The sequence below is a fragment of the Aliiroseovarius sp. genome (assembly GCF_965228805.1).
Taxonomy (GTDB): Bacteria; Pseudomonadota; Alphaproteobacteria; order Rhodobacterales; family Rhodobacteraceae; genus JASBTN01.
Genome location: NZ_CBDDIE010000003.1, coordinates 2123098 through 2142347 on the forward strand (window position 1 = coordinate 2123098; position 19250 = coordinate 2142347).

Below are 19250 nucleotides of genomic sequence, written 5' to 3' on the forward strand. Positions count from 1 at the left end.
GGAAACCATGGAAGCGTTGTCAAATCTTGTAGGCTGGGTGAACGGGATCGTCTGGGGGCCGCCGATGCTGCTTCTGATCCTGGGTGTCGGCCTGTTCCTGCAGATCGGCCTGAAGGTCATGCCGATCCGCAAGCTGGGCATGGGCTTTGGCCTGATGTTCAAGGGCCGTGAGGGTACTGGCGAAGGTCAGATCACGCCCTTCAATGCGCTGATGACGGCCCTGTCGGCCACCATCGGCACCGGGAACATTGCGGGCGTGGCCACGGCCGTGTTCCTGGGTGGTCCGGGCGCGCTGTTCTGGATGTGGATGACCGCCCTGGTCGGTATGGCCACCAAGTATTCGGAAGCGGTCTGTGCGGTGAAATTCCGCGAGCGTGACAGCGCGGGCAACTATGTCGGTGGTCCGATGTATTACATCAAGAACGGTCTGGGTCAGAAATGGGCCTGGCTGGGTGCCACCTTTGCCGTGTTCGGCGCGATTGCCGCCTTCGGGATCGGCAACGGTGTGCAGGCGAACGGCGTGGCGCAGGTGCTTGAGACCAACTTCGGCTTCAACACCTCGATCACCGGTATCGTGCTGATGGGTCTGACCGCCGCCGTGATCCTGGGTGGCATCACCCGCATTGGCGCCGTCGCCGGTAAGCTGGTGCCGTTCATGGCCGTGACCTATGTGCTGGCCGGTCTGGTTGTTCTGGTGATCAATGCCGGTGAGCTGGGCAACGCCCTGTCGCTGGTCTTCACCCATGCCTTCACCCCCTCGGCTGCCGAAGGTGGTTTCGCGGGCGCCGCCGTTTGGGCCGCGATCCGTTTCGGTGTGGCACGTGGTGTGTTCTCGAACGAAGCAGGCCTGGGCTCTGCGCCCATTGCCCACGCGGCGGCCGAGACCAAGGGTCCGGTCAACCAGGGCCTGATTGCCATGCTGGGCACCTTCATCGACACGATCATCGTTTGCTCGATCACGGGCCTCGCCATCATCGCCTCGGGCGCCTGGACCTCGGGTGAATCCGGTGCGGCGCTGACCTCGCTGGCCTTCGAGACCTCGCTGCCCGGCTTCGGCGGCTACATGATTGCCATCGCGCTGTCGATCTTTGCCTTCACCACCATCCTGGGCTGGTCCTATTATGGTGAGAAATGCGTGGGCTTTCTGCTGGGTGCCAAGGTCCTTCTGGGCTACCGCATCCTGTGGATCATCGCGATCTACTTCGGCGCCACCGCCGATCTGGGCTTCATCTGGCTGCTGGCCGATACGCTGAACGCCATGATGGCTCTGCCGAACCTGATTGCGCTCGCGCTGCTGAGCCCGGTCGTCTTCAAGGTGACGAAGGAATTCTTCGCCTCGAACGGCCAGACCGAAGAAAAAGGCCAAGCGGCCGAATAACCAGAGGCGGGGGCGGCCAGCCCGCCCCCTCCCACCCCACTCTAGAGATTACGAGGCATCCGATGACCGATACCCCGAAACGCACTCCGCTTTACGACCTGCATGTCGAACTGGGCGGCAAGATGGTCGATTTCGCCGGCTGGGAGATGCCGGTCCAGTACCCGCTGGGCATCATGGGCGAGCACAAGCAGTGCCGCGAGAAAGCCGCCCTGTTCGACGTAAGCCACATGGGTCAGGTGATCCTGAAAGGCGACAACGTCGGCGAAAAGCTGGAAGCGATCTGCCCGCAGGCCTATGCCACGCTGAAGGAAGGCAAGGCGCGCTACGGCTTCTTCACCAATGACGACGGCGGCATCATGGACGACCTGATCGTCTCGAACGCCGGTGACCATTTCTTTGTCGTCGTCAACGCCTCGATGCGTCACCAGGACATCCCGCACATGGCGGCGAACCTGGACGGCGTCGAAGTGACCGAGATTTTCGACCGCGCCCTGGTCGCGGTCCAGGGCCCCGCCGCCGAAGAGGTCGTGGGCAGCCTGTGCCCCGCCGCGCGCGATCTGAAGTTCATGGAAACCACGGTGGCCGAGATCCTGGGTGCCGAATGCCGCATCTCGCGCCTGGGTTACACCGGCGAAGATGGCTATGAGATTTCGATCCCCGAAGATCGCGCCGTCGAAGTTTCCCGCGCCTTCCTGGCCCATGACGACTGCGAAGCCGCAGGTCTGGGCGCGCGCGACAGCCTGCGTCTGGAAGCGGGCCTGTGCCTCTATGGCAATGACATCGACACCAGCACCTCGCCGATTGAAGCGTCGCTTTCCTGGGCGATCCAGAAACGCCGCAAGGAAGAAGGCGGCTTCCCGGGCGCCGAACGCGTCCAGCGCGAGCTGGCCGAAGGGGCCGCCAAGAAGCTGGTCGGCATCAAACCCGAAGGCCGCGCCCCCGCCCGCCAGGGCGTCGAGGTGCAATGCCTGGAAGGCAACACGATTGGCGAGGTCACCTCGGGCGGCTTCGGCCCCACCGTCGGTGGCCCGGTCGCCATGGGTTACGTCGCCAAGGGCCACGGCGCCCCCGGCGAGAAAGTCAACCTGATCATCCGCGGCAAGGCGCAACCGGCTGAAATCGTTGCCCTTCCCTTCGTCCAACAGAACTACAAACGCTGAAACCTGGAGCCAGCATCATGACCACCTACTACTCCGAAGAACACGAATGGATCACCGTCGAAGGTGACACCGCCACTCTGGGCATCACCCAACACGCCGCCGACCAGCTGGGCGAAATCGTCTTCGTCGAACAGCGCGACCAAGGCGACGAGTTCGAGAAGGGCGAAGAGATCGGCGTGATCGAAAGCGTCAAGGCCGCCTCCGAAATCTACGCGCCTCTGGACTGCGAAGTGATCGAGGTGAACGGCACCTTGGAAGAGACCCCTGGCGCGCTGAACGAAAGCCCCGAGGGCGACGCCTGGATCTACAAGATCAAGCTCAACGACCTGTCGCAGCTGGATGATCTGATGGATCTGGACGGCTACAAGGCCCTGATCGGCTGAACCCACTTCCCCGCCGGGCAACCGGCGGGCCCCCCACGCCCTGATGAGGATCGAACGATGGCTTTCGAACTGACCACCTACCAAGCCTACGACTTCGCCAACCGCCGCCACATCGGCCCCTCGCCCAAGGAAATGGACGAGATGCTGAAGGTGATCGGTTTCGATAGCCTGGACGCGCTGATTGACGCGACCGTGCCGCCCGCGATCCGCCAGAAGGCGGCGCTGGACTGGGGCCCGGCCATGTCCGAACGCGACGCCCTGTTCCACATGAAAGAGATCGCGTCGAAGAACAAGGTTCTGACCTCGCTGATCGGCCAGGGCTATTACGGCACCACGACACCCGCGCCGATCTTGCGCAACATCCTGGAAAACCCGGCCTGGTACACCGCCTATACCCCCTACCAGCCCGAGATTTCGCAGGGTCGTCTGGAAGCGCTCTTGAACTACCAGACCATGGTGTCCGACATGACCGGTCTGGAAGTCGCCAACGCCTCGCTGCTGGATGAAGCCACCGCTGCCGCAGAAGCCATGGCCATGGCGCACCGCGGCTCGCGCTCGAAAGCCAACAACGCCTCCTTCTTCGTCGACGCCGCCTGCCACCCGCAGACCATCGCCGTGATCAAGACCCGCGCCGAGCCCCTGGGCATCGACGTGCAGGTTGCCGACCCCGACACGCTGGATGCCGGTGCTGTCTTTGGTGCGATCTTCCAATACCCGGGCACCGACGGTCACGTGCGCGACTTTACCGACCAGATCGCCGCGCTGCATGAGCACAAGGCCATCGCCGTGGTCGCCGCTGACATCCTGGCCTTGGCGCTGTTGAAGTCGCCCGGCGAAATGGGCGCCGATATTGCCATCGGCTCGACCCAGCGTTTCGGCGTGCCCATGGGCTACGGTGGCCCCCACGCCGCCTACATGGCAACCACCGACAAGCTGAAGCGCGCCATGCCGGGCCGTATCATCGGTGTCTCGATCGACGCGCGTGGCAACAAGGCCTACCGTCTAGCCCTGCAGACCCGCGAACAGCACATCCGCCGTGAAAAGGCGAACTCCAATGTCTGTACCGCCCAGGCCCTGCTGGCCGTGATTGCCTCGATGTATGCCGTCTATCACGGTCCCGATGGCATCAAGGCCATCGCCCAGTCCGTGCACCGCAAGACCTCGCGCCTGGCTGCTGGGCTGGAAGAGCACGGCTTCAAGGTTGAGCCTGAGGTTTTCTTCGATACCATCACCGTCGAGGTTGGTGCCCTGCAGGCCACCGTCATGGAGGCCGCCGTGGCCCGTGGCATCAACCTGCGCAAGGTGGGGGAGACCAAGGTCGGCATTTCGCTGGACGAACAGACCCGCCCCGAAACCATCGAGGCCGTCTGGGGCGCCTTCGGCATCGACAAGACCGATGACAGCGAAGCCAACCGTTCGTACCGCCTGCCGGAACATGCGCTGCGTGAAAGCGAGTACCTGACCCACCCGATCTTCCACCAGAACCGGGCCGAGGCCGAGATCACCCGCTACATGCGTCGCCTGGCCGACCGCGACCTGGCGCTGGACCGCGCGATGATCCCGCTGGGCAGCTGCACCATGAAGCTGAACGCGACGATCGAGATGATCCCGGTCACCTGGCCCGAGTTCGGCAACCTGCACCCGTTCGTTCCCGAAGATCAGGCCGCCGGTTATCACGAGATGATCGCCGACCTGAACGACAAGCTGTGCCAGATCACCGGCTATGACGCGATTTCGCAGCAGCCAAACTCTGGCGCGCAGGGCGAATATGCCGGGCTTCTGACCATCCGCAACTACCACATCGCGAATGGCGAAGGACACCGGAACGTCTGTCTGATCCCGACCTCGGCCCACGGCACCAACCCGGCGTCCGCGCAGATGGTTGGCTGGAAGGTCGTGCCGATCAAGGCCGATGACGACGGCAACATCGATCTGGAAGATTTCCGCACCAAGGCGATCCAGCATTCGGACAACTTGGCCGGCTGCATGATCACCTACCCGTCGACCCATGGCGTGTTCGAGGAAACCGTGCAGGAGGTTTGCCAGATCACCCATGATCACGGCGGTCAGGTCTATATCGACGGTGCCAACATGAACGCCATGGTGGGCCTGGCCCAACCGGGCAAGATCGGCGGCGACGTGAGCCACCTGAACCTGCACAAGACCTTCTGCATCCCGCACGGCGGGGGTGGCCCCGGCATGGGTCCGATTGGCGTGAAGGCCCACTTGGAAGAGCACCTGCCGGGTCACCCGGAATACGGCACCGCCGTCGGTCCGGTCTCGGCCGCGCCTTTTGGCTCGCCTTCGATCCTGCCGGTCAGCTGGGCCTATGTGCTCTTGATGGGTGGCGCTGGCCTGACCCAGGCAACCAAGGTGGCGATCCTGAACGCCAACTACATCGCGGCGCGGCTCAAGGACGCCTATCCGATCCTCTACACCTCGACCACCGGTCGCGTGGCGCATGAATGCATCCTCGACACCCGTCCGCTGAACGACGAGGGCGGTGTGAGCGTGGATGACGTGGCCAAGCGTCTGGTCGACAGCGGGTTCCACGCCCCGACCATGTCCTGGCCAGTGGCCGGTACGCTGATGGTGGAGCCGACGGAATCGGAACCCAAGGCCGAGTTGGACCGCTTCATCGACGCCATGCTGTCGATCCGCGCCGAGGCGCAGGATATCATCGACGGCAAGATCGACCCGGAAAACAACCCGCTGAAACACGCCCCCCACACGGTGCGTGACCTGGTGGGCGAATGGGATCGTCCCTATAGCCGCGAACAGGCCTGCTTCCCGCCGGGCAACCTGGGTGTCGACAAGTACTGGCCGGTCGTGAACCGGGTCGACAACGCCTATGGCGACCGCAACCTGATCTGCACCTGCCCGCCGATGTCGGACTACGAAGACGACGGCGAGGTGTAAGTCCCTCTTTGAAAACAAAGACCTGCCCGGCGTGTTCGGGCAGGTTTCCCCCCCGACAGAATGGAGGTCCCATGTCCTATCTCGAAGAGCTCAAGCCCGACAGCCCGGCCGTGACCTCGACCAGGCCGGATGTGCAAGGTGTGACCATCATCCTGCCCGAAGGGGTGCCCTGTTTCCACGCGCAGATCCTGGCCGAGCTGTTTCGCGCCGCCAACGAGCTGATCAGCGAGGCGGATTATACGCTCGACATGCGCCACCTGTCGGACGCGCCCGTGGGTGATCCCGCCCCTTGGCGTCAGCGCATGGTGATCTTTCTGGGCGATATCCAATCACGCTGGCAGACGGACCGTCGCCTGTGGCAGCGCGCGCAGCAGATCATGAACCTGTCCTACACCAGCGTGCTGGTCGGGGGCGCGGCCTTCCTGTTGACCGGGTCGGCCTATGAACAGGACACGACCCTGGCGATCCACCCGAACTTCACCCTGGCGGCAGGCGAGGAAGGGCTGCAGGTTGCGGCCCCCACGGACCTCTACCTGCGCGAGGGACGCATTCAGAGCGCCATCAGCCCGCTTGCCGTGATCAAGCTGCTGCTGGATCACATCCGCGAGGTGCATGGCGATTTCTCGGCCTCGGCGCTGGCGGGTTACGTCGGGATCGACAGCGGGCCTGAACAGGCGCGCAGCCCCTTTGCCCTGGACATCCGCCGCCGCTCTGGCGGGGACCGGGTGGTGGCGAGCTGCCTGGACCTGATGGAGCAGAACCTGGAAAGCCCGCAGTCGATCCATGACATTGCGAAACAACTCCATGTCTCGCCGCGCCAGTTGCAGCGCCGCTTCATGAATGTGCTCAGGGAAACGCCGCTGGCGATCTACCGCGTGCTGCGCGCGGAAAAGGCGCATGAGCTGCTGACCCGCACCAGCCTACCCCTGGCCGAGGTCGCCCTGGTCACCGGTTTCGCGACGCCTTCGCACCTGACGCGCTGTGTGAAACAGGTCTATTCCGCCACACCGCGCGACCTGCGCCACCGGGCCTTCCGGCTGGAACAGACCCGGCAGGTCGCATGAAAAAGGGGCGCGCGGCGCCCCTTTTCTTTAGCTGTAGTGCTTGTTGCGGGACATCTTGCCTATCCCTGGGTTCAGGCTGTTTGTCGGGTCGATCGACTTGTAGAAGGCCGCCAGGTCCGGTTTCGCCGGGTAAAGGTGCCCGACATTGTGCTCGGCCGGGTATTCCGCGCCGCGCTGGTCCAGGATCTCCAGCATCGCAGCCTTCAGCGCCTTCGGATCCGCACCCTTCTTGACGATATAGTCCTGGTGCAGCACGTGGCACATGAAATGGCCATAGTAGAGCTTGCTGACCAGCTGGTCCGAGATCTCGGGGGGTAGCTGTTCGAACCAGTCCCGGTCATTGCGCCTGAGCGCGATGTCCAGCGCGATGATGTCCTCGACCTCGCCCTGGTGCACATTCATGTAGCGCACGGCGGCGCCGGCCGCGGCGAAGCGCAGGAGGCCTGCCATCTTGGCCTCGCGCGCGTTGCATTCGAAGAAGTCCAGCGCGCCGGCGGCCTTCATGCGCTCCAGCAGGGTGCGGGCTTCACCGACGCCACCATCGCGCATCTTCAGGATCAGGTGGTGCGGATATTGCTTGCGGAAGGCACGCATCTTGCCAGGCAGGATGTTCGGCCACATCCGCGACAGCACCTGCATGAACCTGTCGGTGAAATTGGCAAGCCCCGGCACCCCGTTCAACCGCGCATCCACCGCGCCCTTCATCGCGAAGAACATCGGCAAACGGTCCGTGCCCAGCTTGTCGATCATCACCATCGTGTCCTTGCCGTAGCGGTCGGACAGGTCGAACACGTCCTCATGCATGTATTCGGCCGAGACGGGCAGGGTCTCGAACCCCGACAGGATCTCGCGGCGCAGATCGCCCAGGGCGCCGGTCTCGGGCGCGCCGATGTAGAATGTCCCCTCGGAGGCATTCATCGGATAGGTATCCAGGCGCACGGCAAAAACCGCCAGCTTGCCCGCGCAACCAGCGGCCTCGTACAAGCGGCTCTTGTCGGCATTGAACCGCGCGGGCGTGTCGGCGTCCACGTTGCGCACCCTGCGGGCGTAATCCGTGTCCGAGGCCTTGCGGTTGTCACTGGCGACATCCGCCTCCGTATAGTCTCCGTTCTGCAAGCGGGTCAGGATCTCCTCGGGGCTTTCGCCCAGCTTGACGCCCAGGTGATTGACCAGTTCCAACTGCCCATCCAGCGAGATCTGCGCATAGAGCGACAGCTCGGTATAGGACGGACCGCGCTCCACCAGCGAGCCGCCGGAGTTGTTGCAGACGCCACCCACCACGGACGCGCCGATGCAGGACGACCCGATCACCGAATGCGGCTGGCGCCCCAGCGGGGCCAGCAGTTTCTCCAACGCAAAGAGCGTCGAGCCGGGGAAGGAGATCACCTGCTCCCCACCCTTGATCAGCTGCAACTGGTCCATGCGGCGGGTATTGATCAGCACCACGTCGCGGTCATAGCTGCCCTTGGGGGTCGACCCCTCGGTCAGCCCGGTGTTGGCGGCCTGCATGATGACGATCTTGTCGGCCTCCACGCAGGCTTCCAGCACCTGCCATTGCTCCAGCAGGGTGGCGGGTTGCACCACTGCCAGCGCCTCACCTTCGCCCGACCGGAACCCCTTGCGAAAACGCGCGGTGCGTCGGGCGCCGGTCAGCACATGCCGCCGCCCGCAGATTTGTTTCAGCCTGTCGATCAGGTCCTGCTCAGTCATGGCGTAACTGTTCCTCAGTAGGCGACCGAGGGCAACCATGTTGCCAGCGCGGGCCAGAGGAAGACGAACAACAGGCCGGTCAGCTGCAGGATCACGAAGGGGATGATGCCCTTGTAGATATCCGTGAGCTTGATCTCGGGCGGGCAGACGCCTTTCAGGTAGAAGAGCGCGAAGCCTACAGGTGGTGTCAGGAAGCTGGTTTGCAGCGTCACCGCCACCAGGATCACGAACCAGATCAGCGCCGGTTCATCGATGGCGCCAAAGCCGGGGATGTCCAGACCCAGACCGTTCACGATCGGGCGCATCAGTGGCAGCACGATCAAAGTGATCTCGATCCAGTCCAGCACGAAGCCCAGCAGGAAGACGATCCCGAGGATGATGAACACCGTACCGGTGGGGCCAAAGCCCGCACCGTGGATAATGTCCTCGATCAACTGGTCGCCGCCCAGCTCGCGCAACACATAGCTGAACACGGTTGCACCCAGGAAGATGGCGAAGATATAGGCGGTGGTGTTGAAGGTGGCTTTGAGCACGTTCACGAGCTTGCGGAAGGTCAGCTTGCGATATCCCAGCGCCAGCAGGGTCGCGCCCAGGGCGCCCACGCCGGAGGCTTCGGTCGGCGTAGTGAGACCAGCGAAGATCGACCCCAGCACGGCCAGGATCAGGCCCAGGGTCGGCAGGACGGCAATCAGCACGCCCTTGATGGCGGCCCAATCGGGACGGGTTGCGCCCTCCGGCACCGGGGCCACGTCGCGTTTCACCAGCGCGATGACGAAGATATAGGTCAGGTAGAGCACGCCGATGATTACGCCCGGGAACACCGCGGCCATGAACAGGTCACCCACCGACAGGGCCATCTGGTCGGCCATGATCACCAGCATGATCGACGGCGGGATCAGGATGCCCAGCGTGCCAGAGGCAGACACCACACCAGCCGCCAGCGAGGGGTTGTATTTCTGTTCCATCATCGACGGGAGCGACAGCACGCCCAGGAGCACGACCGAAGCACCGATGATACCCGTCGAGGCCGCCAGGATGATGCCGATCATGGTCACGGTGATCGCGAGCCCCCCGCGCACAGTGCCGAACAGGCGCTGCATCGAGGTCATGAGCCGCTCTGCCACGCCGCTTTCGTCCAGCATCAGCCCCATGAAGATGAACATCGGCAGGGCCACCAGAACCGCGTTGGACATGGTCGCATAGACCCGGTTCACAACGGCGCCCAGGGTCAGGTAATCAAGCCCGGTAAAGGTGCTTTCCAACCCCGTCCAGGCCATCAGGTCATTGTCGAACAGATAGGCCAGCCCGCAATAGGCCACGCCGACGCCCGCCAGCGTCCAGGCCACCGGGAAGCCGGTAAACAGAAGCGCGATGAAGGTCAGGAACATGGCGATGACCAGCTTTTCCTCGGTGGTTTCCACCACGAAGGTCAGCGCGGTCGCGACCACGGCGAAGGCGACCAGCGCCCAGAGGATCAGACGCAGATCCTTGCCCATGCGCTCGTCGGCGTAGTTCACCAGGATGGCGTGGCCGTCATGGATCAGCCGCGCCACGGCGGCCAGGGCCAGCAGCACGAAACTGGCCGGGATCACCGCCTTGAAGGCCCAGCGGGCGGGCAGGCCGGTGGGGCTGTCAGAGCGTTCATTGACCCGCCAGCTCTCATAGAAATAGTCCCAGCCCTGATCGACCATCAGGTAGATGAATGGGGTCAGCAGGGTCAGGATGCCGATCACCTCGATCACCCGCTGGGCACGACGCGACAGCTGCATGTGCAGGATGTCGACGCGCACATGGCTGTCGGTCACCAGCGCGTAGGAGATGCCGACCATCGTCACGAGCCCGTAGAAATGCCACTGCACCTCATCCAGCTTGGGGAAGTTCAGGTTGAACAGGTAGCGCAGGCTGACCTGGGTCACGATTGCGGCGACCAACAACAGGTTGGCCCACATGACGACATTGCCGATGCCCTTGACGGTCTTGTCGATGGCAACGGCCGTGGCCTGCGTGTCGCGGTCCTCATGCTCGAGGATGTGCTCGAACACGTCGACGGGATCGGCGGGGTCCACTTCGTGGGTATGCGGGGTCTGGGCCATGGTCTCCTCCACAGGCGATGCGGCGAAATTGCGCGGGCGTCAGGTCGATAAAGGGAGAAACGAATGGGAAATGCGGGGCGGCAGGTGGGGCCGCCCCGCGGCGCAAGCAGGGTTTACTTGCGCGGGAGGAAGGCATTTTCCTTCCAGATGGCATAGCCTTCGCGGAAGGCGGTCATGTCTTCCAGAACCTTGGCGAAGAAGGCGTCATTGGCGGCCTCTTCCTTGGCCACGGCTTCCCAGTTCTCGCGGAAAGTCGCCAGCATCTCATCCGACCAGGTCTTGATGGTCACGCCGTTGTTTTCGACATTGTCCAAGAGGGCCGCGTGCTGGATCGCTTCACCCTCGGCAAAGCTGTCGGTCATCGAGGCCTTGCAGGCGTTTTCGATGATTGCCTGGTGCTGCGGTGTGGCTTCGTTCCAGACGTCCTTGTTGACCAGCAGTTCGAACACGGTGGCCTGTTGGTGCCAGCCGGGGAAGTAGTTGAACTTGACCAACTTGTGGAAGCCCAGGCGGGCGTCGATGGCGGGCATCGAGAACTCGGTCGCGTCGATTGCGCCTTTCTCCAGCGCCGGGAAGATCTCGCCACCCGGCAGCAGCGAGGTTGCCACACCCAGGCGCTGCATGACTTTGCCGCCCAGGCCGAAGAAACGCATCTTCAGACCGTTCAGGTCTTCGGGGCTGTTGATTTCGGTGTTGAACCAACCCGAGGTTTCCGGCGCGATGATGGCGCAAGGAATGACCTTCACGTTGAAGCCGGCCTGGTCATACATCTCCTGATACAGGGTCAGACCATTGCCGTAGTAGAGCCAGGCCATGTATTCGCCCGCTTCCGGGCCGAAGGGCACGGCGGAGAACAGCGGCGCGGCCGGGATCTTGCCCGCCCAATAACCGGCGGTGGTGTAGCCCGAGTTGATCTTGCCCGAGCTGACGGCGTCCAGGATCTCGAACGGCGGCACCAGTTTGCCGGGCTCATAGACCTTCATGCGCAGCGTGCCGCCAGACATCAGGTCCAACTGTTCGGCGACGCGCGGGATCGGCGAGCCGAGGCCGGGCAGGGCGGTCGAAAACGCGATCGGAGTTTTCAGCAGCAGCTTGTCGGCCGCGTTGGCCGCGGTGGTGGCTGCGGTAGTCAGAACGGTGGCGGCAATGGCCAGCGAGGTCAGGGTCTTTTTCATATCTCTCCTCCAGAGTGGTCGCAAAGCCGCCTCCACGGCTTTTCTCGGTGCCGAAAGGCTCGGCATGGTGTTGGTAAATAAATCTTACCACTGGTTTTGGTCAACAAGTTTATTTACCACTGGTGCAGTGCATGCTGCCGATACTGCGAGGTGCGAGGTGGCGTTTTTGAAACGGGGAATTGCGCAAGGCCGTTGAAAGTACTTGGGAAATCGCGACTTTCCTGTTGTCACTCCGCGTTCACCCGGCTCTTGAAAAATGCACGCCGTTGGTAAATATTTCAGACAACCACCGGGCAAGCGTCCCGGCGAAGGAGGTGCACAAAATGAGCGATACCAGCCCTTTCGATCCGGTCGGACACGAATCGATTGCCGACGCAGTGGTGCATCAGATTGAGGCGATGATCGTCGACGGCATCCTCAAAGAAGGGCGCAAACTGCCCTCCGAACGGGAGTTGGCCGAGGCCATGGGCGTGTCGCGCCCGAAGCTGCGTGAGGCGCTTCAGGCGCTCGAAGATCGTGGGTTGGTGCATGTGCGCCATGGGGATGGCACCTTTATTGCTGCCCTGTCCGGGCGGGCCATGTCACCCGCGCTTCTGGCGCTCTATGCCCGTCATGGGCGGGCTTTCTACGACTATCTCGAATACCGCCGCGAGCAGGAGGCCTTTGCCAGCCGTTTGGCCGCCGAACGGGCCACCAAATCGGACCTGGCTCGGTTGGGGGATATTCTGGAGACCTTGCAGAAGGCTTGGGAAGAGGGCGACGCCGAGGCCAGCCAGGAAGCCGATCTGGCCCTGCACGTGGCCGTGGTCGATGCCAGCCAGAACACAACCTTCATCCACATGATGGCCTCGATCTACGATCTCACGCGGCAGGGCCTGTTCTACAATCGGGCCTTCTTGCGAACGATGGATGGTACCGGGCGCAAATTGCTGGATCAGCATCGCGAGATCGTCGAGGCAATTCTGGCAGGCGACCCGGACCGCGCCGAGGCAGCGGCGCGCAAACATTTGGATTTTGTCGAAGAGAGTTTTCGGTGCTGGCAGGAGCAGACCGCGCGAGAGGAACGAGCGGCGAAGAGGCGGCAACTGTCAATGAGCTGAGCCACCGATTACCGGGCTAGGCGCTGCGCTGATGTGTGGGTTCCCCCCGGCGGATCGCGAGGTTGTTGCTGATCGTCTCCAGCAACTGTCTGCGATTGATTGGTTTCGACAGAAAATCATCCATACCGGCCTCAAGGCAGCTCTGCCGGTCGCTGGAGAAGGCATTTGCCGTCAAGGCCACGATCGGGGGTTGGGCGATGTCCAGGGCGCGGATCTGCCGGGTGGCTTCTATCCCGTCCAGCTCGGGCATGGACATGTCCATCAACACAAGGTCGAAGTGCATGGAGCGGCAGAGCTCGACCGCCTCGCAACCGTTCTCTGCCTCGACCAGTTCAGCATCCTGATCGGAAAGGTACTTACGTACAAGGAACCGGTTGGTGCGGTTGTCTTCCGCAACCAGAATACAGGCGCCACGGAGCGTGGTGGGGCTGACGCCGGGGACGTTGGCCGCGGGGCTGTCGCCAGCCAAGGGCGAAGTGTGGACCTCAAGTCGGAAGCAGCTGCCCTTGCCGGGGGTGGAGCGCAGGCTGATTCCGCCCCCCATCAGTTCTGCCAGGAGGCTGGATATGGTCAGGCCCAGGCCGGTGCCGCCGAACTCGCGGGTGGTCGCGGCATCGGCCTGCGAAAACCTGTCGAAAACGTGCCTGGCCTGTTCCTCCGAGATGCCGATCCCCGTGTCCTCGACCTCAATTTCCAGGCGCCGCGGGTTGCCATCTACCGTCGCCACCCGCAGGGTCACCCCGCCGTCTGAAGTGAATTTCACCGCGTTTCCCAGCAGGTTGACCAGGATTTGGCGCAAACGCCCATCGTCACTACGCACCTTGTCGGGCAGAGCCGGGTCATAGTGGACGTCCAGGGCCAGCCCCTTCTGTTGTGCCTTCGGGCGCAGAATATCCACCGCGCTGTCGACGCAGCCACGAAGGTCGAAATCAACCTCCGATATCGTGGGAATGCCGCTTTGCAGGCGGGACAGGTCCAGAATGTCGTTGATGATCGTCAGCAGTGCCTGGGAGGAGTTGCGGATAACCTCAACATATTGTTTCTGCTCGTCTGGCAGGTCGGTTTCCGCCAGCAGGTCGGCCATGCCGACGATCCCGTTCATCGGTGTCCGGATCTCGTGGCTCATGTTGGCGAGGAACTCGGACTTGGCACGGTCGGCCTGTTCGGCGGCCTGTTTCGCTTCCGCCAACTCGCGAGCGTGGGCCTTTGCGCGGGTGATGTCCCGTTCGATCCCGACAATCACCGATACCTGACCATTCTCATCCAGAATCGGAACCGAATTGGTTTCGACCCAGATCTCGCGCCCCGTTTTTGCATAATTCAGAATCTCGCCATGAAAGGGCTCCCCGCGTGCCTTGTGCGCGTTGATGTCGCGCACCGTATCCAAGTCGGTGTCCGGACCATTAAGCAAGGTGCCCAAAGGCTTGCCGACAGCCTCACGGCTCGAGTACCCGGTCATACGTGTGAAGGCGTCATTGGTCCAGATGACCATTGACTGCGGGTCAGTCAGAACAATGCTGTCCGTCGCATGACGTGCGACGAGTGAAAGTTGTCGAAGCTCGGCCTCTCGACTCTGTAGCTCGGCAATGGCTTCGCGGCGCTTTTCGGATTGGCGTCCAGCCAGAAATGTCGGGTAGAGGATCAGCAGCCCCGCGACGAGATAGGCCAGCCGTCGCTGCCAGGCATGGGGCGGGGTTGTGTCCCATCCGCCAAGCGGGCGCGCGGCCATCTGCCAGCTGCCGACGGGCAAGAGGATGTCGGTAAGAACTGGGTTGTCGTTCAGGATTGTGGGATCGCCATGAAACAGTGGGCCGTCGGCACCGGTGCCATCCTGGCCAACCAAGGCGATCTCGATCCCCATGTTCGGATCGATCAACCCGGTGTCGGCGTAGAGCGTATCGGCATCCAGAACGGCGGCGAGCAGGCCCCAGAAGCGGCGTTTGCCATCTTCCTGTACGAAAATCGGAAAGCGCAGAATGAAACCTCGGCCGCCCTGCACCAGGTTCAAAGGGCCTGCGAGGACGGTTTCGCCGGTGTCGCGTGCGCGGAAGGCGGCCTCCCGTTGGGCCGGATTCTTGTTGTAGTCCAACCCAATAGCCGCCTTGTTGCGCTCATAGGGATGCACAATCGTGATCACGAGGTCCGGCGCCACGGCAAGGTTCAGGATCCCCTCCTTATCGCCGATCACCTGGGCGGCAAGTTGGCTGAAACGCGCCTGATCCATGTCGGGATTGGTCGACAGTACCGCGACAAGGCCGCGCACCAGTTCGATATCCGCGTTCAGATACCCTTCGAGCCGGGAGCGGATCAGGCTTGCCTCCGTCCTGACGGCGGCGCGGCTTTCCTGCAGGGCGAGCAGGCGGTTTTGCCTTTCCGCGAAGGTGATGGCCCCCACGACCACGACAAATGCGATCAGTGTTGGCAGATAGGTACGCAAATCCAACCACCGCCGGACGGCGTTCAAGGGGCGATGCGGCCCCCCGCTGTGACTCGGGGTCGGGCGTGCGCTGAGCTTGGCCATGGCACAACGATGGCAGAAAGGAGTTCAGGGACGGTTAACGTGGGCGCCAGATGTGAGTTCCTTACGAGCCCGATGCTGAGCGCAGGGAAGCTAACCGGATTGTTGAACCAGTGAAATTGTTGAACCAGTGAAGTTGCTCATACGCGCATAGGATTTTCGAACCTGTCGGTGGTCGGGGATGGAGTGGATAGCCGTACCTGCAACCGACTCGCTGTTTTTTGAGCTTATGACGGACATTGATTGGCGCCGATTTCCGGTCGGCACGGCATTTGTGAAATTAGATAATTGTCATTCTTGACAATAAATCTAACATGGTTATTTGTCAGTTGTGACAAAAAATGGAAATGCCATGCCACGCCCCTCTCTCAAGGACCAACGGTCCGCTGAAATACTTGATGCCTATCTGACCTGTGTTGCCCGGTTCGGGCTGGACGGTGCCACGCAGGAACGCATTGCCGCTGAAGCCGGGGTCAAGCGCCCGCTGTTGCGCCATTACTTGGGCAACCGGGACCAGATGATCGGCGCGCTGACCGATCATGTCGTCGCGCAATATGGTGAGGCAATTGAGATGCTTGAACACGCTCTGGCCCCAGACCTATCCGCGCCCGAGTTGGTCGAGCTTCTGTTTGCGGAGGAGGGCGGCACCGATCCGCGGCTGATGCTGGCCTACCAGGCACTGGTCACCGCCGCGCCGGAGTACCCCGACATGCGTGACCCGCTGTTGCGCAGCCTGGCGCGGTTCCTCGACGTAATCGAACAGGCGCTTAGCAGGGCGGTGCCTGCCGCGCCACGCGGTCTGGTCCGGGCTGTGGCGCAAGGCATTGCCGCCTCTCATGTGAACCTGGATGCGCTGTCGCCACTGTCCCCGCCTGCCGAATGGCGCGCGGAATTGAAACAGGCCGCGATGATCCTGGCCGCCCATCTGGAGGCCTCGTCATGAGCCGGTCCCGCCTGATCAACTACCTTGCCTTGCCGGTCCTGTTGGCCGCCGCCGTCACGGGGCTCTACTGGGTCTGGGGGCTACTGTTCCTGTGGTGGCTCGTGCCCTCCATCGCCACCGGCCTGGCCCATTTCGTCTTCGAGGTCGACCGCGATCAAGACCCGATCCTGTTCTGGATCGTGGTTGTTATGTGGGCCGCCTTCGGCCTGATGCTGATCGCCGCCTCCCTGTTCCCGCAATACGCCCCCTGGCTCGTCTGACGAGACGTAAATGACCCGCATGTATCATCGCCTCCCGGTTGAGGCCTATACCTCGCAGGACTGGTTCGACCGCGAACAGCGCCTGATTTTTTCCCGCAGCTGGCGTTTTGCCGGGCTGGCCGAGGATGTGCCCGAACCCGGCCACTACGTCTCGGTCCGGGCCGGGCTGAACAATATCTTCATCGTCATGGGGCGCGACCACCGCCTGCGCGCATTTCACAACATCTGCCGCCACCGTGGCACCCAGCTGATCCGCGCCGTGGGCAAGACGCAGAAGGCGCTGACCTGCCCCTATCACGACTGGACCTATGACCTGGAGGGCAACCTGATCTCGGTCCCCGACGAGGCCACCGAATATCCGAACGGGATCGACAAGAAATGCTTTGGGTTGAAACCGGCCAGTGTGGATGTCTGGCGCGGCATGCTATTCGTGCACCCCGATCCGCAGGCACCCAGCTTGGCCGAATGGTTCGGCCCGGTCGACGCCTTCCTGGGCCCGCACCGGCCCGAGGAACTGGTCGAGTACCCGGAAGCGCGCGGCAGCTATGAGATAAAGGCCAATTGGAAGATCGTGGTCGAGAACTACATCGACGTCTACCACCTGTCCCACCTGCATTCGAACACGCTGCACATGTATGACCACGCGCGCGGCGAGTACGGCTGGAAGGGGCCGCATTACCATTTCTGGGAGCCACCCAGTGCGGATTACGCCAAGGAACTGGAAAAGAATCTGCCGACCCCGCGCGTGATCCCCAAACCGCATGTGGGCGCTTGGGTGCCGATGCTGTTTCCGGGCCTCGGCCTGGGCGCAAGCGAGGACAGCTGGAACCTGTTTTCGATCATCCCGCTCGCGCCCGATCTGACCCGGGTCGAAAACCGCACGAAATTCGCCAATGTCTCCTCCTGGGAGTTCACGAAACAGGAATGGCGCAGCTGGTCGTTCTGGAAAAGCTTCGGTGGTCCGAAATACCAGGGCGATGACGTGGCGGGCGAGGATGACCCGATGGCCTCGGGCGACTTCACCGCCGAGGACATCTATGCCTGCGAGCAGCAGCAGAAGGCGCTGGCCAGCCCCTATCTGGAGATCGGCCCGGCGGCGGAGGGCGAAAGCCCGATCCTGGGCCACCAGCAGGCGATCCTGGATTTCATGGCCGCGGCCGACGGGGTGGAGACATGAGCCTCGCCACTCGCCGGGCCGCGCTGATGGAGGGCCGGTCCCTGACCCTCGGCAGCCTCTTTGCCGCCTTCTGGCCCCAGGTCGGGGTGACTTGGGCGCTGACCCTGGTCGAGGTGGCGCTCTTCGCCCTGATCCCGCTGTTGATCGGCCAGGCCATTGATGGGCTTCTGGCCTCCGATCCCGCCGCGTTCTGGCAGCTGGGCGGGGTGCTGGCGGCGCTGATCGTGCTGGCGACCGGGCGTCGCGTCTATGACACCCGCGCCTATGGGTTGATGCGGGTCGAGCTGGGCAAGGCCCTGGCCCGGCGCGCCGCCGCGCTTCCGGTCTCGCGCCTGAACGCACGGCTCGACATGGGGCGCGAACTGGTTGATTTCCTGGAGGGCGAGGCGCCGGAGGCGATGACTTCGGTGATCCGTGCCCTGGCTGCCGTGGTGATCCTGGCCGGGTTCCACACCACCCTGGGGCTGGCAACCATCGGTGCCTTTGTCGCCATGCTGGTGATCTACGCCCTGGCGCATGGCCGGTTCTTTCGCCTCAACAGCGCTTTGAACGAGCGTATGGAGCAACAGGTCAGCGTGCTGGAAACCCGCTCCATGCCGCGCCTTGGCGCGCACCTTCTGGGTCTGCGCAAGTCCGAAATCCGCGTGTCCGACACCGAGGCGCTGGTCTATGGCCTGATCTTCGCGGTGCTTCTGGGCCTCGTCATGACCAACCTCTGGGTCGCCACCCAGGTGACCGAGGTCACCGCCGGGCGGGTCTTTTCCATCGTCACCTATTCCTGGGATTTCGTCGAGGCCGCCCTGGTCCTGCCGATGACCCTGCAATCGCTGTCCCGCCTCAGTGAAATCACGGCGCGGATCAACGCCACGGAGGATATGGCATGAAACCTCTTCTCGCGGTCCTGGTCGGCAGCGTGCTGTCCGCCGGGCTGGTCTGGGCGGCCCCCGAAGTCAAGCCCGAGGACTTGGTGAACCGTTACCATGTGACCACCGGCGCCAACGGGCTGGTGGCCAGCTGGGCCGACTGGCACCCGGAGGCCGAGGTCCACGTCACGGTGAAATACGGCTACGGCACACCGGATGACCGGTTCAACTACAAGGCTGCGGAGTGGGAGAGCTTGCCGGATTGGCAGGAAGCACCCGAGGTCGCCAAGACGATGGTCGACTATCGCGAGGTATCGCACGGTGATCGGCACCATGAGATCAAAGAGACCGAGGCGGGCTATCGCGTCGTGACCCGTCGCACGGTGCGCTATGTCGCTGGCGGCTATGCCGGTGCGATGACCGAGACCGAGGAATTCGACATCACCCGCATCGCGGGCCAGTTGGTGATCCGCCGGGTCGACGCAACCTACGACTACAGGTGACGCC

At 63.0% G+C, this 19250-nt stretch carries 15 protein-coding genes; 11 read left to right on the forward strand and 4 right to left on the reverse strand.

Annotation, left to right across the window (positions count from 1 at the left end):
- Positions 1–7: 7 nt before the first annotated feature.
- The 5 genes from ACO07D_RS11465 (at position 8) to ACO07D_RS11485 (ending at position 6904) form a co-directional block, all read left to right on the forward strand.
- Complete coding sequence (locus tag ACO07D_RS11465; RefSeq protein WP_421703077.1) at positions 8–1378, forward strand: alanine/glycine:cation symporter family protein; 1371 nt, start codon at positions 8–10, stop codon at positions 1376–1378.
- Positions 1379–1440: 62 nt separating this feature from the next.
- Positions 1441–2538, forward strand: a complete 1098-nt coding sequence (gene gcvT / locus ACO07D_RS11470; protein WP_421703078.1) for a glycine cleavage system aminomethyltransferase GcvT — start codon at positions 1441–1443, stop codon at positions 2536–2538.
- 17 nt (positions 2539–2555) lie between these two features.
- Positions 2556–2921, forward strand: coding sequence for a glycine cleavage system protein GcvH (gene gcvH, locus ACO07D_RS11475; protein WP_421703079.1), 366 nt, complete (start codon positions 2556–2558; stop codon positions 2919–2921).
- Between the two features lie 57 nt (positions 2922–2978).
- Complete coding sequence (gene gcvP / locus ACO07D_RS11480) at positions 2979–5840, forward strand: aminomethyl-transferring glycine dehydrogenase (protein WP_421703080.1); 2862 nt, start codon at positions 2979–2981, stop codon at positions 5838–5840.
- 71 nt (positions 5841–5911) lie between these two features.
- Complete coding sequence (locus tag ACO07D_RS11485) at positions 5912–6904, forward strand: helix-turn-helix domain-containing protein (RefSeq protein WP_421703081.1); 993 nt, start codon at positions 5912–5914, stop codon at positions 6902–6904.
- 27 nt (positions 6905–6931) lie between these two features.
- Here the strand turns inward: ACO07D_RS11485 and dld are convergent, their stop codons facing one another.
- The 3 genes from dld to ACO07D_RS11500 all read right to left on the reverse strand — a co-directional run bounded on the left by dld (position 6932) and on the right by ACO07D_RS11500 (position 11882).
- A complete protein-coding gene (gene dld / locus ACO07D_RS11490) occupies positions 6932–8614 on the reverse strand; it encodes a D-lactate dehydrogenase (RefSeq protein ID WP_421703082.1) in 1683 nt (560 codons plus the stop codon).
- A gap of 14 nt (positions 8615–8628) precedes the next feature.
- Complete coding sequence (locus ACO07D_RS11495; protein WP_421703083.1) at positions 8629–10707, reverse strand: TRAP transporter large permease subunit; 2079 nt, start codon at positions 10705–10707, stop codon at positions 8629–8631.
- Positions 10708–10820: 113 nt separating this feature from the next.
- Entirely contained in the window at positions 10821–11882 is a 1062-nt protein-coding gene (locus ACO07D_RS11500; RefSeq protein WP_421703084.1) for a TRAP transporter substrate-binding protein, read from the reverse strand.
- Between the two features lie 323 nt (positions 11883–12205).
- Here ACO07D_RS11500 and ACO07D_RS11505 point away from each other — a divergent pair, with 323 nt between their 5' ends.
- On the forward strand, positions 12206–12982 hold the full coding sequence (locus ACO07D_RS11505) for a FadR/GntR family transcriptional regulator (RefSeq protein WP_421703085.1): 777 nt from the start codon (positions 12206–12208) through the stop codon (positions 12980–12982).
- A gap of 16 nt (positions 12983–12998) precedes the next feature.
- Here the strand turns inward: ACO07D_RS11505 and ACO07D_RS11510 are convergent, their stop codons facing one another.
- Entirely contained in the window at positions 12999–15425 is a 2427-nt protein-coding gene (locus ACO07D_RS11510) for a response regulator (protein WP_421703086.1), read from the reverse strand.
- Positions 15426–15852: 427 nt separating this feature from the next.
- On the opposite strand from ACO07D_RS11510, the gene ACO07D_RS11515 reads away from it, so the two are divergent.
- From ACO07D_RS11515 to ACO07D_RS11535, 5 genes are read left to right on the forward strand one after another with little or no spacing between them, the layout of a single operon-like run.
- Positions 15853–16443 (forward strand): TetR/AcrR family transcriptional regulator, encoded by a 591-nt coding sequence (locus ACO07D_RS11515; RefSeq protein ID WP_421703087.1) that lies wholly within the window; start codon positions 15853–15855, stop codon positions 16441–16443.
- On the forward strand, positions 16440–16703 hold the full coding sequence (locus tag ACO07D_RS11520; RefSeq protein ID WP_421703088.1) for a hypothetical protein: 264 nt from the start codon (positions 16440–16442) through the stop codon (positions 16701–16703). Before ACO07D_RS11515 ends, ACO07D_RS11520 begins: the two co-directional genes overlap by 4 nt.
- 10 nt (positions 16704–16713) lie before the next feature.
- Positions 16714–17880: an aromatic ring-hydroxylating oxygenase subunit alpha gene (locus tag ACO07D_RS11525; RefSeq protein WP_421703089.1), complete on the forward strand. Its 1167-nt coding sequence runs from the start codon at positions 16714–16716 to the stop codon at positions 17878–17880.
- The gene (locus ACO07D_RS11530; protein WP_421703090.1) at positions 17877–18764 is read left to right on the forward strand and encodes an ABC transporter six-transmembrane domain-containing protein; all 888 of its coding nucleotides are present in this window, start codon (positions 17877–17879) and stop codon (positions 18762–18764) included. The genes ACO07D_RS11525 and ACO07D_RS11530 overlap by 4 nt, the downstream gene beginning before the upstream one ends.
- A complete protein-coding gene (locus ACO07D_RS11535; protein WP_421703091.1) occupies positions 18761–19246 on the forward strand; it encodes a hypothetical protein in 486 nt (161 codons plus the stop codon). Before ACO07D_RS11530 ends, ACO07D_RS11535 begins: the two co-directional genes overlap by 4 nt.
- Positions 19247–19250 lie beyond the last annotated feature (4 nt).

Excerpts from the sequence above, each read along its gene's own strand:
- gcvH (WP_421703079.1), top strand. The coding sequence starts at position 2,556 with ATGACCACCTACTACTCCGAAGAACACGAATGGATCACCGTCGAAGGT.
- gcvP (WP_421703080.1), top strand. The coding sequence starts at position 2,979 with ATGGCTTTCGAACTGACCACCTACCAAGCCTACGACTTCGCCAACCGC.
- ACO07D_RS11520 (WP_421703088.1), top strand. The coding sequence starts at position 16,440 with ATGAGCCGGTCCCGCCTGATCAACTACCTTGCCTTGCCGGTCCTGTTG.
- ACO07D_RS11465 (WP_421703077.1), top strand. The coding sequence starts at position 8 with ATGGAAGCGTTGTCAAATCTTGTAGGCTGGGTGAACGGGATCGTCTGG.
- ACO07D_RS11535 (WP_421703091.1), top strand. The coding sequence starts at position 18,761 with ATGAAACCTCTTCTCGCGGTCCTGGTCGGCAGCGTGCTGTCCGCCGGG.
- ACO07D_RS11485 (WP_421703081.1), top strand. The coding sequence starts at position 5,912 with ATGTCCTATCTCGAAGAGCTCAAGCCCGACAGCCCGGCCGTGACCTCG.
- ACO07D_RS11525 (WP_421703089.1), top strand. The coding sequence starts at position 16,714 with ATGACCCGCATGTATCATCGCCTCCCGGTTGAGGCCTATACCTCGCAG.
- ACO07D_RS11505 (WP_421703085.1), top strand. The coding sequence starts at position 12,206 with ATGAGCGATACCAGCCCTTTCGATCCGGTCGGACACGAATCGATTGCC.
- ACO07D_RS11500 (WP_421703084.1), bottom strand. The coding sequence starts at position 11,882 with ATGAAAAAGACCCTGACCTCGCTGGCCATTGCCGCCACCGTTCTGACT.
- ACO07D_RS11515 (WP_421703087.1), top strand. The coding sequence starts at position 15,853 with ATGCCACGCCCCTCTCTCAAGGACCAACGGTCCGCTGAAATACTTGAT.
- gcvT (WP_421703078.1), top strand. The coding sequence starts at position 1,441 with ATGACCGATACCCCGAAACGCACTCCGCTTTACGACCTGCATGTCGAA.
- dld (WP_421703082.1), bottom strand. The coding sequence starts at position 8,614 with ATGACTGAGCAGGACCTGATCGACAGGCTGAAACAAATCTGCGGGCGG.
- ACO07D_RS11495 (WP_421703083.1), bottom strand. The coding sequence starts at position 10,707 with ATGGCCCAGACCCCGCATACCCACGAAGTGGACCCCGCCGATCCCGTC.
- ACO07D_RS11530 (WP_421703090.1), top strand. The coding sequence starts at position 17,877 with ATGAGCCTCGCCACTCGCCGGGCCGCGCTGATGGAGGGCCGGTCCCTG.